Here is a 13,671-nt window from a genome sequence, read left to right on the forward strand (position 1 = left end):
GTGGCTTTTGGTATAAATATAAAGGACCAAATTACATAACTCCCATTTTTCCCATTTGATAATCTCGCATCGCTTCCAATATTTCGGTGGTAGTATTCATCACAAATGGACCTTGCGAAACCATTGGTTCATTGATAATATCACCCGAAGCTATTATGTACCGAGCATCTGTTTGTGCTTCTACCTCAATGTCTGCTCCTTCGGTGTCAAAAATCACCAATTGATGGTCAATCACCAGTTTTCCGTTAACTTTTAACTCCCCATTTAAAACATAAAACAAGATATTTTTGCCTGCTTCAAATGAGTAAGAATTAACGCCACCTGCTTGTGTGGAAACATTAAAAACCTCGAGACCAGTAAGCGACCGTGCGGCTCCAATTGTCCCTTGATATTTTCCTGAAACTACGGCAACTTGTGTTTTCTTGTCTGCAGTTTCTACTACAGGAATATCTTCTTTTTGCAAACCTTGGTAGTTAGGCTTGGTCATTTTGAGCGAAGCCGGGAGATTCATCCAAAGTTGAATAATCTCCATTTTACCTCCATGCTCTCGCTGATTGGCCGAAAGGTTTTCTGAGTGCACTATACCTCTGGCCGCGGTCATCCATTGCACACCACCTGCTTTTATTATGCTTTTGTAGCCTTGACTATCTGCATGTTCTATTTCTCCATCGTAAATAAATGTCAGCGTTTCAAAACCTCTGTGCGGATGCGGCCCAAAAGGCAAACCTTGATTATACGCCTGGAAATCGTGCGGCCCGTGGTGATGAAGTAACAAAAACGGATTCAACTGATCTAACCCCTGGTCAGGCAAAGGTTGATACATGCGGTGCTCGCCCATATTTTGAGCTGAACTACTTGTTATTTTTTTTATTAACTTTTTCATTTCTTTTAATTTTTTAAATCAAAAACTCATTGGAATCTCCATAAGCAAAACTTCCGCGTCTTGGCTTGATGTTATTGTCACCGCTTCCGTTTCCGTTATTCCCAATCCATCTCTTTTTGAGAGTTTTTGTCCATCTATTTCTAATTCTCCTTCTAAAACGAAAACATAAACCCCATTGTTTTTATCTTTCAGATTATAGGTTAGAGTATTTTCATTTGCTAAATCTACCAAAGAAAACCAGGCATTTTGATTTATTTTTACGCCTTCGTCAGTAGTTTCTAGGGGCGAAACCACCGTTTGAAACTTATTTTTCCGAGCTGCTAAATCAAATATTTTCTGGTCATAGCGTGGCTCAATATTTTTCTTGTCTGGAAAAACCCAAATCTGCAGAAACTTCACAGGAGCTTTGCCACTTTCATTTTTCTCCGAATGAAAAACACCTGTTCCGGCCGACATTATTTGTACTTCTCCTTTTTTAATTAAAGTTTTGTTGCCCATGCTGTCTTGGTGCTCCAATCCGCCTTCTAGAGGAATAGAAACTATCTCCATGTTGTCGTGTGGGTGTTTACTAAAGCCCATGCCAGCGTTTACGGTATCGTCATTTAAAACACGCAAAGCTCCAAAATTCATTTTGCTTGGATTGTGATATCCTCCAAAGCTAAATGTATGATAACTATTTAACCAACCATGATTGGCATGTCCCCTATCGGTGTTTGAAAAAAATATTGTTTTCATTTTAATTTACATTTGTATATAATGTAACTACATATTTAAATAATCTTAAGTTCATTTTTTTATAAAAACTAACAAATACTTTACATATTTGTAGTATCATCATTTAAACAACCAAAGCATGTACAAAATCGCCATTATCGCCTTGTTTTTATCATTTTCCGCTGCAGCACAAAAAACTTTTCCGGCAATTCAGGGTTTTGGGGCTGTATTTGAAGTACCAGAAGCCGAAGCTCTAATAGACGTAAATCAAAAATACAAAATTGTAGTAGATATTACACAAGGAGAAAAGAACCCGACCAAAGACATAAACAAAGGGTACGAGTCTGTGGCAAGGCTTTACAATTTATATGCGTTGGCTGGACTAAAAAAAGGAAACTTAGACATCGTAGTGATTATTCATTTCGAGGCTACCCCAACTATATTGAGCGACGAAGCATTTCAGTATGAATTTCAATCCGCTAATCCAAACACGCAGATAATAAATACACTTGGTGAGGCAGGTGTAAAGTTTTATGTTTGTGGGCAGTCACTTAGAGCCAGAAAACTTGTAGAGCACAAGAAAAACCAACACATAAAAGTGGCTCACGGTGCACTTTTGGCCTTATCACATTTTCAATCTCAAGGCTATAGTTTGATAAAATTATAATATTGATGCAACTATTTGCGTTTCGAAATCATCTATTTTTAAAAATCACAAAAAACTATGAAAAAATTACTTTTTGCTCTTTTATTAATCCCTAGTGCTTCATTTGCAGCAGGAGAATTTGATTATAACAATGCCGTAGAAGAAAATGCTTTTGCTGAATTATCAGATTTAGAAAAATTTGTTGAAGCAAATCCAAATCAGAGTATCACGAGCATAAAAAACAATCATTCTGAATTGGTTGAAGGGATTAACTTAGAAGAAAACACAAGTGCTACTTTAACAGCATTTACAGAAGAAATGCCGTTAGCAGGTGGCTTTTGGTGGGGATGTTGCTTAGGGATAGTTGGACTTGCCTTGGTTTACTTTATAACTGACAACGACAAAGAACAAGTAAAATCTGCTTTGATAGGCTGTGTCATTACAACAATTTTGATTGGAGTAGGTGGAATAATAAACCCTTTTGGCTGGTTCTAAAAATTAAAAAAGCTCAAATATTAACGCTTCCAATCGACATTGGAAGCGTTTTTTTTTATAACTTGAATAAAAAATAAACCCTTATGAATAAAAGACTTTTTAGAGTTACAGGCAAAGAAGCCATGTTTTTAGGAATATGTGGCGGCCTTGGTAAGTATTTTGACCTAGACCCTACTTTAATCCGAGTAGCGGTAGCCTTGATTACATTTTTTAGCTTTGGAACACTCATTATCGCCTATTTTATTTTGGCCATGATAATACCCAAAGAAGGTACTGTTTAACTTTTAATACATTTCAAAAATTAGACAAGCACTCTTTTGCGACAGGAATTAATAGCTAATTCTTACCTAAGATTAAAAAGATTATGCCTTTTGTAAAACAATTGCTTAATTTTGCATCCTAATTTTAAGAAATGATATGTTAAGAACGCATACGTGTGGTGAATTGAGATCTTCTGACGCTAACTCAGAAGTAACGCTTTGTGGTTGGGTACAACGAATTAGAGACAAAGGCGGTATGATTTGGATTGACCTAAGAGATAGATACGGCATTACCCAATTGATTTTTGAAGAAGGCAAAACTGACCAACAATTGGTTGAAAAAGTAAGGACTCTTGGAAGGGAGTTTGTGATTCAAGCCCAAGGATTGGTTGTAGATAGACTTTCTAAAAATGACAAAATAGAAACAGGCGATATAGAAGTACAAGTTAAAAGTATTGAAGTATTAAATCCTGCAAAACTTCCTCCTTTTTTAATAGAAGACGATACTGACGGTGGCGATGAGCTCCGTATGAAATATAGATATCTTGACTTAAGAAGAAATATCGTTAGAAAAAACCTTCTTTTGAGACACAAGGTTTCGCAGCAGACCCGTATTTTTATGGATGCTCAAAACTTCATAGAAGTAGAAACTCCAGTACTAATCAAGTCTACACCTGAAGGTGCCCGCGATTTTGTGGTGCCAAGCAGAATGAACCCAGGTGAGTTTTATGCATTGCCTCAATCGCCACAAACTTTTAAACAACTTTTGATGGTTTCTGGCTTTGACAGATACTACCAAATTGTAAAATGTTTTAGAGACGAAGACTTAAGAGCTGACCGTCAACCTGAGTTTACACAAATTGACTGCGAAATGTCATTTGTAGAGCAAGAGGATATCCTAAACATGTTTGAAGGCTTAATTAAGCACCTTTTCAAAACAGTAAAAGAAATCGACCTGCCGGAAGTACCAAGAATGACATATGCAGATGCTATGAAGTTTTACGGTTCTGACAAGCCTGATATCAGGTTTGATATGAAGTTTGTAGAAGTTAATGATCTTGTACAAAACAAAGGTTTCCAAGTATTTGATGACGCCGAACTTATTGTAGGTATAAATGCAACAGGCTGTGCAGAATACACACGTAAACAAGTAGACGAGCTTACCGAATGGATGAAAAGACCTCAGATTGGGGCTAAAGGCTTGGTTTACATCAGATTCAATGCAGACGGCACAATTAAGTCTTCGGTAGATAAATTCTACTCAGAAGAAGACCTTAAAGCTATCGGCGAGAGATTTGGAGCCCAAAAAGGTGATTTGATTTTATTGCTTTCAGGACAAGCAGATAAAGCAAGAAAGCAACTAAACGAACTTCGTTTAGAAATGGGAACAAGATTGGGCCTTAGAAACCCGAACGATTACAAAGTACTATGGGTAGTTGATTTCCCGCTTTTAGAATACGGCGAAGAAGAAAAACGCTGGTTTGCTATGCACCATCCGTTTACTTCACCAAAACCCGAAGATATACCTTTGTTGGAAACAGACCTTGGCAAAGTACGAGCAAACGCCTATGACTTGGTAATTAACGGAACCGAAGTAGGTGGCGGTTCGGTAAGGATATTCCAAAAACAACTTCAACAAAAAATGTTTGAAGTTTTAGGATTTACCGAAGAAGAAGCTAAAAAGCAATTTGGATTCTTATTAGATGCCTTTGAATACGGTGCACCACCACACGCAGGTATCGCATTTGGATTTGATCGCCTTTGCTCACTTTTCGGAGGAGTAGATTCTATCAGAGACTTTATAGCATTCCCGAAAAACAACAGCGGAAGAGACGTTATGATTGACTCTCCTTCGAGTATTTCGGAAGCTCAATTAAAAGAATTAAGTATCAATACTTTATAAGTTTTTTTTTAGAAAACCTAAAAGGCTGTTCTTACAAAAGAGCAGCCTTTTTTAGTATATATTGGATAGAAAAGTAAAGTAAAACTCCTATAAAAGCTCCAACGGCATCAGCCAAAGCATCAAAATGATCAAATCCTCGATGAAAACTTTCGGGCAAATTTAACTGAACAAACTCAATAAAATACCCAAAGAAAAACAAAGACACCCAAACCCAAACTGCTTTCCGAAAATACCACATCCAAAGAAATGCCATCGTGCCAAAAGATATAAAATGGGCAGTTTTATCGCTGGTTAAATCCGGAATATTAACAGAGGGCATAAAACACAGATACGCTACGGAAACTATACAAATAATGGCCAAATACGGTTTTAAGAGCCAAGAATTAAAAAGCGAAACAGTAGTTTTCATTTAATAGCTATATAATTTTCCCCATCCGAAAATATCTGAAAGCTATTTGCTCCAGCTTTGTTCGGAATCGTATTTCGGAGAGCATCTCCTTCATAAAAAGGCAAATTTAAGACTATACTTCCAGTTCCTACGTTACTGATACGCCAAATTTTTCCAGTTCTAAGATTCGGAAGTGGCAAGGTGTAAAGCACATCTCCGCCCTTATGAATATAAATCTCAACGTCATCCTGTAGCGTATGACTAGCTGTGGTAACTATAAAAGTGTGCTGCCTATCAGATAAACTAGACTTAAAAACCTCACCATCAGCATTAACGGTTAGCACTTTATTCGGCGATGATTGATTAGCCAACCCTCCTATTTTAAGAGGATTACTTTCGGCATTTATGGTGAGTTTATGCGTCACATTGGTGGTGCCCACCCCTACACTTCCTCCAAAATAATTCTTCAGCATGGTGGGTTTTATATAAACGCCCCAACCATTCTTTATTATTTGAAAATTATCACCGCGTAGGTCTTCCAGTCTGATGCCATAAAAATTATCAATTTGAGCGGTATTCCCAGGAGCAGAACCCGTAAAAAAACGAAGATTTAATAAGTCAAACTCGGTATTTCTGTAAGGCAAACCATTTTTTGCAAATGCACCTGTAACCTTCAAAGCAGAGGCTTTCGCTAAGTGCCCACCGTCATAAAACCCAAAAAGCGTGTCTGTACCTCTGAAAAAATTAATCTCACTTGTACTCGTATGCACATCAGAAAAGTACACCCCCTCTTTAAAATTGGCATAATGGTTTACCCCTAATGTCAAATGACTTTCAGAAGGAGACCTAGCCATACTTACCAAAGATGAATCAACTGCTGGACTAGGAGGAAAACCGAGATCAAAACGAGGCTCATTTAAACTTACATACATAGCTTTGTTTGACATACCTTTGTAGCGTTCGTTTACCATAAACTTATTTACATCGGGTGTGGTGAACACATCGGAAATAGCCACATTGCCATATCGATAGATATTTGAGCTGTCGGTGATGCTGTAGGTTGAGGTATTTTCTATTTTCCAGGCAGACTGACCTGAAGTGTAGAAACTGGCTAGAATAAATATAAAAGTTAGGTGTTTCATTTTTTTAAATTAACCCTAAACATAACAAAAAAGCACCGCCATTAGTAATGACGGTGCTTTTTTCTAACTCTTTTTTTATTATCTGGTAATCCAGCTAAACTCATATTCTAACTCAGGTACTTTCGTACGCTCTGCAATTCTTTTTAATCTGTTTGGCAGTGCCATCAAATAGTCTCTCGCTTTTTCAGCTGAGTCATTTAGTCCTGAAATATTTTCGATTTTCCATTCGACTAACAAATCATCCAAAATTTGAATGTAATCATTGGTAGTGTATACGCCAAGTCTTTGAGCTGAGTCAGAAAAGTGAGAAAACACCGCCCCCATTTTTTGACCTGTTTCTCTCAAAAAGTGAGCAGGCATAACTATTTTCTTTTTCATCATATCTTCAAATGCCAGCATCATTTCTGAAGGGTCAACTTCGAAAAACCGCTGAACAAACGTTTTATATGCCTTTGCATGTCTCATTTCGTCCGCAGCTATAACACCACAAATTTTCGACAAATGCTTATTCCCAAATTTCTTAGCCAAGCTTGCTGTTCTTCTATGTGAAACATTAGTTGCCAATTCTTGAAAAGAAGTATAAACAAAGTTTCTATAAGGATCCACGTCAGTTCCGATATCAAAACCATCTGCGATAAGCCACTGTGTAGAGGTTTCCATTTCTCTCATATTCACTCTTCCCGAAAGATATAGATACTTATTAAGCAAGTCTCCGTGTCTGTTTTCTTCAGCAGACCACCATCTCACCCACTTTGACCAACCTTCTTGTTTTTGATTTACTTGATCCACTCCTTCTATATTCATAAGCCAAGTAGAATAGGTAGGAAGTGCTTCTTCTGTAATACAATCACCTACTAAAACTGCCAAGTAATCATAAGGTAAATCTTTACATGCTTCTTGTAACTCTTTAATGTCTGGAATAAAATTATCCTTTGTAGCATCTGGCAAAAAGTCAGTTGGTTGCCAATTTGAATCTATTGGATTCAGAAATTCTTCCAGAAGTTCGTCGATTTTTTGACCTACAAACTTCATCACTTCAATTCTGGAATTTGGTATAAACATATTTTTATTTTTATTCTATTTTGAAAACAAATTTAAACATTAAAGTGGTATGATTTAGATTTGAGATATAATTTCTACCATAATATAAAAAGGTATTCTTTTATTAATGTTCTTAAATTTAGCAATAACCCATTAACTTTGCAGAAAACTAAAAAAGCTTTTCACTTGAAAAAAGGTCTCGACTATATACTGAGTTGTATTTTTTTACTGTATTTCGGCCTCATTTTGCTCATATTTCATGTGGTACAATATGTGGTTTACAATCTTTGGGGACAAAAAGCCCACCAAAAAATAGTAGAAGCACTAAATTTTTCTATTATCATGGGTTGGCATTTGACTGGTTCAACCTATTCGCTTACCCAACAGCAACCACTTAAAACCGACAAAACCATAATTTTCGTGGCCAATCACCAAAGTATGTTTGACATTGTTGGTATTATTTGGCTTTTAAGAAAACATACGCCACTTTTTATTTCAAAAAAAGAACTCTCTAAAGGAATACCTAGTATAAGTTACAACTTAAGAGTGGGAAAAGCAGCATTGATAGACAGAAAAGATCCAAAACAAGCCATTGGAGAAATCTTACGATTTTCTAAATACGTATATGAAAACAATTTTTCAGCTGTAATTTTTCCAGAGGGAACTCGTTCACGAAATGGACAGTTAAAGCCTTTTGCAGTTGGCGGTGTAGCTACTTTATTGAAAAAATGTCCAGAGGCACTATTGGTTCCAATTGCCATTGAAAATACTGGATTATTTAATCCCAAAGGGTTGTTTCCGTTGAGAAGTTTCACAAAAATGAGCTGGAATACCTTGATGCCAATTGCGAGAGAAGGAAAAACGGCTGAGCAATTAGTAGCTGAAGCAGAAACTCAGATTGCAACTTTTCTAAAAAAAAATCAAAAACAAATGGCATAAAATATGCTAATTATTAAAAACTTGGGTTTTTATTTATAACAAAAACCTTAAATTTTGATAACTCAAATTTTAAACTGTATTTTGTACATTAAAGTATAAAAACTTCAATATGAACTATCAAGTAAATCAAAGCGGAGAATTTAAATATATAGACGAAGGCCAAGGCCAACCGCTAGTAGTATTACACGGCCTTTTTGGGGCTTTAAGTAATTTCGACGATGTAATTTTAGGATTCAAAGACAATTTTAGGATAATAATTCCTGTTATGCCAATTTATGACATGCCCATGAGAGAGGCAAGTCTAGATGGCCTGAGAAGTTTCATTGAACGTTTCATAGCATTCAAAAACCTTGAAAACATTATTTTACTAGGCAACTCGCTTGGAGGACACGTAGGTTTACTTTACACCTTGGCTCACCCTGAAAACGTAAAGGCTCTAATTTTAACTGGTAGTTCTGGACTTTTTGAGAATACTATGGGAGGTTCGTTTCCAAAGCGAGGAAACTATGAATACATCAAAGAAAGAGTTGAATACACTTTCTATAACCCTGCTACAGCCACAAAAGAACTACTTGACGAAGTTTTTGAAATAACATCAAGTATTCCTAAGTGTATGAATATCGTTCAGATTGCGAAATCTGCACAACGACACAACATGGCAAAAGATATAACAAGCATCACTATACCAACATGCTTGATTTGGGGATTAAACGACACCATTACTCCGCCGCACGTAGGACATGAGTTTAATCGACTAATGCCTAACTCTGAGTTACACTTTATAGACAAATGTTGCCATGCCCCTATGATGGAGCAACCCGAACAATTTAATAAAATAACCAAAGTGTTTTTAGATAAAATAATGAGCTCAGAAGCCATTTTAAAATAATATTATGACCGCCAAAAAACTTATAAATAGAGATATCCCTACACTTAAAAGTAGTGATAATGTAGACAAAGCCCTTCAGATTATGTCTGAGGATCGCATGTTTATATTACCCTGTGTAGCTGAAGATACGCTCATAGGTTTTTTTTCGGAAGAACTTTTACTAAATTTTGATTACGACACCTTATTAAAAGACATAGCCCCAATACTCGAAGATGCAAGAGTTTCTGAAGAGGTACCTGAATTGGATGTAGTGCGGTCATTTATGATGTCTGAAATAGAGATACTTCCAGTTTTTGATTTAAATAAAAAATATCTCGGGGTAATAGAAAAAAATCAACTTTTATCCGACTTTATCAAAAAAATGAACCTACACCTTGTAGGAGGTATTATAGAACTTAATGTTTCCAAAAAAGAGTATTCTCTAACGGAAATAGCTCGCATAGTAGAGCAAGAAAATGCTCATATAATTTCTTTGTTTTTCAATGAGAATGAAGCAGATGGCTCAGAAAGTTTAATCTTGAAACTTGACTCTACCCAGATTAGTGCCATTCTACAGTCACTCACAAGATTTGGATACGAAGTAGAAGCATATCAATCTTCGGAACCTGTAGCTAATTTAGAAAAAGACAGATACGACCTGCTGATGAAATATCTCAGTATTTAAAAACCCTTTCTTATGGACTTTGTCATACATGGTAGACCCTTTAAGCCAGAATCTACCAATTATATCCAAGAGATATTTGATGAGCTTGCATCTAAATCTATCCCTTATCAAATCTCCCATTCATTTTCAGAAATCCTGAAAGAAGCCAACATTACCTTTAATCCTGGACAAACCTACCAAAAGCCTGCTGAAATAAAAGATGCAGACATCGCGATTTCGCTTGGTGGCGACGGTTCGTTTCTAGAAACCCTTAGCTATGTGGCAGATAGAGAAATACCTGTATTGGGAATAAACTTCGGCAGACTTGGTTTTTTGGCAGATATTCAGCCCGAAAACATCAAAGAGATAATCAATAAATTATTAGCCCGTGAATACAAAATAGACCAAAGGCTTATGGTCCGTGCAGATTCTGATACGCCTATATTTGAATCAGGCATGAATTTTGCTCTTAATGAAATAGCCATATCGAAAACAGATACTTCGTCTATGATTATTATACATGCGTATATAGACGGCGAGTTTCTGAATAGTTATTGGGCAGATGGATTGATGGTAGCCACCCCTACAGGTTCTACCGGATACAATTTGAGTTGCGGAGGGCCATTGGTGATGCCCGATTCCGAGAACTTCATAATTACGCCTATTTGCCCCCATAACCTGTACGTGAGGCCGATCATTGTTTCTAGTCAGAGTGAGATACGACTAAAAGTAGAAAGCCGAAGCAATAACTTCCTGATTTCTATGGATTCGAGAGCACAAATAGTGGGAGATGAAATAGGAGAATTGGTTATAAGTCTAGAGAAATTTAAGGCCAAATTGGTTAAAATAGATGGTTTCGATTTTCTAAATACTTTACGCGAAAAACTCAGCTGGGGCAAAGACGTCAGAAATAGAATTTAATATTTATTAAATAAAACAGAGAAGTTTTTCGTTTAAAAATAGATTTTCAAAAACTCATAATATGATAACGTCCATAAAAAAGCCAATAATCGCTATATCTTTATTTCTGATTATGATCGGCTATGCATCTTTTGCCCAAAACGGCCTCTTTAGTCGCAAAAAGGTAATAAACCAATATGCTACCGTAGGCTTAGGTGGCGGAACTTCTCACTATTTTGGAGATTTAGCACCGTATTCTTATGCATATTATGGTATTTACACCAATGTTAGGTGGAATGCAAACATAAATTATACTAGGTTTCTAACAAGCAATTTTGCTGCTAGAGTTTCACTTTCTTATATCAGGTTAGCTGGAGATGATAATACTTTTGCCAAAAGAAACCTAAATGCATTATCAGCATTATATCTAAGAAATTTATCATTCAGAAATGATCTTAAAGAATTTACTTTGACTGGATTATATAATCTATTACCCACTTATAGCAAAGGAGCAAAAGGAAGAGCACAATTTATGCCCTACATTGGAATTGGTATTGGTTTATATGGCCACAACCCATTAGCAAGAAAGCCAGTTGATTATAATACCGGAGAACTAATCAAAGGAGATTGGGTCGCTCTAAAACCTTTAAATACTTCGGGTCAAGGATTAATAGGAAGTACAATAAAACCATATTCGTTAGTACAACCTGTAATTCCACTAGTTTTTGGTCTTCGTTTTAAAATCAACCAAAACTTTGATTTCACTGCTGAAGCAGGATTCAGATATACGCCTTTCGACTATATAGATGATGTCGGCTCAACTGGCTATCCAAGCCAAACAGCACTAATTAATTCTCCAAATGGCGGAAAAGATGCTGCAAAATTCAGTTATAGAGCAAATGAATTATATGCGGCAAATACCTTGGCAAACAGATTACTTGATTTTAAAAATGCTGCTATTATCGCAAACCCTGGAAAAGCATTTGGAGCAATAGACCCCGAAAACAATGCAGGTGATGCTTATGATATTTCAAGACAAAGAGGAAACTCAATTAGGTTCGACAGCTATATCGTAACTCAGTTTACCATCAGCTACGTTTTGAGTAATAACATTAAATGCCCCGTTATTAGATAAGAGGAATTTTACGTTTTCATGTTTTTCAAAAAAAAATAGCGAACTTCGCAGTTCGATTAAAAAACGTATGCCCAAAAAGTCTAACCTATTACTTCTTTTAATACTTGTTTCATCTAACCTCTTTTCACAAAAACTAGAGGTCGGCATGGGTGTAGGCCCCACTTACTACAAAGGAGACTTACAACCAAATTTCAGAGTATTTGCACCAAGTGTAGGCACAAATGCATTTGTGAGATACAATTTTTCAAAAAGTGTGTCTATAAAAGGAAATGGAGCTTTTTTGAATATAAAAGGTAACGATGCCAAATCTGGAAACCAATACAATACCGAAAGAGGCTTTAAGTTTTCCAATACCCTCATTGACTATAACGGCCAAATAGAATACAACTTTCTTAACTTCAGAACACACAACGGCCGATACGAACACAAATGGACTCCCTACCTTTTTGGTGGCTTTGGAATGTATAAAGTTTTAGATAGTAAATTAGAAAGCCCAGAAGATACGACACCATCAGATGGAAAACAATCTCAATATAAGATGTTACCATTCGGAATTGGATTCAAAAAAATATATAAAGGAAAATGGAACTTTGGTGTGGAATTCTCTACTCGTGTTTTATTAGATAAAAACTACCAAGATAAATTTGATGGATTTGGAGGAATAAATACGAATACAAACAATCCAAATAGTAGATACAGATTACCTTCAACTGCAACACTAACTGACTCTTTCAGATACCCCAATTCTCCCCAAAAAGACCTCTATTATCACGTGAGTTTTTCGGTGAGCTATTTGTTTTATAAAGTCCACTGCCCGTAAGTTTAATAAGCACTTATTTCTTAGCATATTACTATTTAGTCAATTTAAGACATCCTCCTTTTTATTGGTGTTTCTTTTTTGTACATTTGCATTCTTTTTTGTTGCATAAAATAATAAGTTTTTGGTGATACAAGATATTGACTTAAGCAATTTACCGAAGCATGTTGCCGTTATTATGGATGGAAACGGCAGGTGGGCCAAAAAACAAGGTGCACTTCGAATTTTCGGACATCACCATGGCATAAAAGCCGTGAGAGAAACAGTTGAGGCCTGTGTAGAATTAGGCATCGGATATTTAACCCTATATACATTTTCTACAGAAAATTGGAATAGACCAAAAGCCGAAGTAGACGGTATCATGAGCCTACTAGTAAAAACTATTGGGGAAGAAATACCAGATTTACACAAAAACAACGTTAAACTAAAATGTATTGGAGATTTAAGTCAGCTTCCAGCAAAAGCCAAGAAGGAAATGGAAGATGGTGTGGAGAAAACCAAAAACAATACAGGCATGGTTTTAAACCTTGCTTTAAGTTATAGCGGCAAATGGGACATATTGCAAGCGGTTAAAAAAATAGCCGCTCAATACAAAACCGAGGAGATAAATCTTGATGATATAAATGAGAAACTTTTTGACTCACATTTAGCTACCTCGCCAGACCCTGACGTAGACCTATTGATTAGAACCGGCGGTGACCACCGCATAAGTAATTACCTGCTTTGGCAGTCTGCATATGCAGAATTACTATTTATGGATGATATATTTTGGCCAGAATTCAGGAAAAATCACCTGTTTGACGCAATCAAAACCTATCAGCAAAGAGAAAGAAGATTTGGAAAAACTGGCGAACAAGTAAAAGATAAAAAATAACT

At 36.2% G+C, this 13,671-nt stretch carries 16 protein-coding genes; 11 read left to right on the plus strand and 5 right to left on the minus strand.

What is annotated here, in order from left to right; translation table 11 throughout:
• Positions 1-31 precede the first annotated feature (31 nt).
• Positions 32-883, minus strand: coding sequence for a pirin family protein (locus ACFOOI_RS08950; protein WP_379837201.1), 852 nt, complete (start codon positions 881-883; stop codon positions 32-34).
• Between the two features lie 18 nt (positions 884-901).
• Complete coding sequence (locus ACFOOI_RS08955; RefSeq protein ID WP_379837203.1) at positions 902-1,618, minus strand: pirin family protein; 717 nt, start codon at positions 1,616-1,618, stop codon at positions 902-904.
• A 118-nt stretch (positions 1,619-1,736) separates the two neighbouring features.
• On the opposite strand from ACFOOI_RS08955, the gene ACFOOI_RS08960 reads away from it, so the two are divergent.
• From ACFOOI_RS08960 to aspS, 4 genes are all read left to right on the plus strand, one after another.
• Entirely contained in the window at positions 1,737-2,264 is a 528-nt protein-coding gene (locus tag ACFOOI_RS08960; protein ID WP_379837205.1) for a DsrE family protein, read from the plus strand.
• Positions 2,265-2,321: 57 nt separating this feature from the next.
• The gene (locus ACFOOI_RS08965; protein WP_379837207.1) at positions 2,322-2,738 is read left to right on the plus strand and encodes a hypothetical protein; all 417 of its coding nucleotides are present in this window, start codon (positions 2,322-2,324) and stop codon (positions 2,736-2,738) included.
• An 83-nt stretch (positions 2,739-2,821) separates the two neighbouring features.
• Entirely contained in the window at positions 2,822-3,019 is a 198-nt protein-coding gene (locus ACFOOI_RS08970) for a PspC domain-containing protein (protein WP_379837208.1), read from the plus strand.
• Between the two features lie 136 nt (positions 3,020-3,155).
• Positions 3,156-4,901 (plus strand): aspartate--tRNA ligase, encoded by a 1,746-nt coding sequence (gene aspS / locus ACFOOI_RS08975; protein WP_379837209.1) that lies wholly within the window; start codon positions 3,156-3,158, stop codon positions 4,899-4,901.
• A 31-nt stretch (positions 4,902-4,932) separates the two neighbouring features.
• Here aspS and ACFOOI_RS08980 read toward each other — a convergent pair whose 3' ends face one another.
• From ACFOOI_RS08980 to ACFOOI_RS08990, 3 genes are all read right to left on the minus strand, one after another.
• Positions 4,933-5,310, minus strand: coding sequence for a VanZ family protein (locus tag ACFOOI_RS08980; RefSeq protein WP_379837210.1), 378 nt, complete (start codon positions 5,308-5,310; stop codon positions 4,933-4,935).
• Positions 5,307-6,431 carry a hypothetical protein gene (locus ACFOOI_RS08985; RefSeq protein ID WP_379837211.1) on the minus strand — a complete coding sequence of 375 codons (1,125 nt, stop codon included), beginning with the start codon at positions 6,429-6,431 and terminating at the stop codon, positions 5,307-5,309. Before ACFOOI_RS08985 ends, ACFOOI_RS08980 begins: the two co-directional genes overlap by 4 nt.
• Before the next feature lie 78 nt (positions 6,432-6,509).
• Positions 6,510-7,493, minus strand: coding sequence for an acyl-ACP desaturase (locus ACFOOI_RS08990; protein WP_379837212.1), 984 nt, complete (start codon positions 7,491-7,493; stop codon positions 6,510-6,512).
• Positions 7,494-7,658: 165 nt separating this feature from the next.
• On the opposite strand from ACFOOI_RS08990, the gene ACFOOI_RS08995 reads away from it, so the two are divergent.
• From ACFOOI_RS08995 to ACFOOI_RS09025, 7 genes are all read left to right on the plus strand, one after another.
• Positions 7,659-8,411 carry a lysophospholipid acyltransferase family protein gene (locus ACFOOI_RS08995; RefSeq protein ID WP_379837213.1) on the plus strand — a complete coding sequence of 251 codons (753 nt, stop codon included), beginning with the start codon at positions 7,659-7,661 and terminating at the stop codon, positions 8,409-8,411.
• A 109-nt stretch (positions 8,412-8,520) separates the two neighbouring features.
• On the plus strand, positions 8,521-9,300 hold the full coding sequence (locus tag ACFOOI_RS09000) for an alpha/beta fold hydrolase (RefSeq protein WP_379837214.1): 780 nt from the start codon (positions 8,521-8,523) through the stop codon (positions 9,298-9,300).
• A gap of 4 nt (positions 9,301-9,304) precedes the next feature.
• Positions 9,305-9,964, plus strand: coding sequence for a CBS domain-containing protein (locus ACFOOI_RS09005; RefSeq protein WP_379837215.1), 660 nt, complete (start codon positions 9,305-9,307; stop codon positions 9,962-9,964).
• A 12-nt stretch (positions 9,965-9,976) separates the two neighbouring features.
• Positions 9,977-10,864, plus strand: a complete 888-nt coding sequence (locus ACFOOI_RS09010) for an NAD kinase (RefSeq protein ID WP_379837216.1) — start codon at positions 9,977-9,979, stop codon at positions 10,862-10,864.
• A gap of 61 nt (positions 10,865-10,925) precedes the next feature.
• Positions 10,926-11,978, plus strand: a complete 1,053-nt coding sequence (locus ACFOOI_RS09015; protein ID WP_379837217.1) for a hypothetical protein — start codon at positions 10,926-10,928, stop codon at positions 11,976-11,978.
• A gap of 67 nt (positions 11,979-12,045) precedes the next feature.
• Positions 12,046-12,798 (plus strand): type IX secretion system protein PorG, encoded by a 753-nt coding sequence (gene porG / locus ACFOOI_RS09020; protein WP_379837218.1) that lies wholly within the window; start codon positions 12,046-12,048, stop codon positions 12,796-12,798.
• Between the two features lie 124 nt (positions 12,799-12,922).
• A complete protein-coding gene (locus ACFOOI_RS09025) occupies positions 12,923-13,669 on the plus strand; it encodes an isoprenyl transferase (protein WP_379837219.1) in 747 nt (248 codons plus the stop codon).
• The last annotated feature ends 2 nt before the right edge of the window (positions 13,670-13,671 follow it).

The organism is Lacihabitans lacunae, assembly GCF_042649125.1.
Taxonomy (GTDB): Bacteria; Bacteroidota; Bacteroidia; order Cytophagales; family Spirosomataceae; genus Leadbetterella; species Leadbetterella lacunae.

Bases quoted from the DNA above. Each gene is read 5' to 3' on its own strand.
- ACFOOI_RS09000 (WP_379837214.1), top strand. From the start codon at position 8,521: ATGAACTATCAAGTAAATCAAAGCGGAGAATTTAAATATATAGACGAA.
- aspS (WP_379837209.1), top strand. From the start codon at position 3,156: ATGTTAAGAACGCATACGTGTGGTGAATTGAGATCTTCTGACGCTAAC.
- ACFOOI_RS08950 (WP_379837201.1), bottom strand. From the start codon at position 883: ATGAAAAAGTTAATAAAAAAAATAACAAGTAGTTCAGCTCAAAATATG.
- ACFOOI_RS09010 (WP_379837216.1), top strand. From the start codon at position 9,977: ATGGACTTTGTCATACATGGTAGACCCTTTAAGCCAGAATCTACCAAT.
- ACFOOI_RS08955 (WP_379837203.1), bottom strand. From the start codon at position 1,618: ATGAAAACAATATTTTTTTCAAACACCGATAGGGGACATGCCAATCAT.
- porG (WP_379837218.1), top strand. From the start codon at position 12,046: ATGCCCAAAAAGTCTAACCTATTACTTCTTTTAATACTTGTTTCATCT.
- ACFOOI_RS08960 (WP_379837205.1), top strand. From the start codon at position 1,737: ATGTACAAAATCGCCATTATCGCCTTGTTTTTATCATTTTCCGCTGCA.
- ACFOOI_RS08980 (WP_379837210.1), bottom strand. From the start codon at position 5,310: ATGAAAACTACTGTTTCGCTTTTTAATTCTTGGCTCTTAAAACCGTAT.
- ACFOOI_RS08990 (WP_379837212.1), bottom strand. From the start codon at position 7,493: ATGTTTATACCAAATTCCAGAATTGAAGTGATGAAGTTTGTAGGTCAA.
- ACFOOI_RS08985 (WP_379837211.1), bottom strand. From the start codon at position 6,431: ATGAAACACCTAACTTTTATATTTATTCTAGCCAGTTTCTACACTTCA.
- ACFOOI_RS09005 (WP_379837215.1), top strand. From the start codon at position 9,305: ATGACCGCCAAAAAACTTATAAATAGAGATATCCCTACACTTAAAAGT.
- ACFOOI_RS09015 (WP_379837217.1), top strand. From the start codon at position 10,926: ATGATAACGTCCATAAAAAAGCCAATAATCGCTATATCTTTATTTCTG.
- ACFOOI_RS08965 (WP_379837207.1), top strand. From the start codon at position 2,322: ATGAAAAAATTACTTTTTGCTCTTTTATTAATCCCTAGTGCTTCATTT.
- ACFOOI_RS08970 (WP_379837208.1), top strand. From the start codon at position 2,822: ATGAATAAAAGACTTTTTAGAGTTACAGGCAAAGAAGCCATGTTTTTA.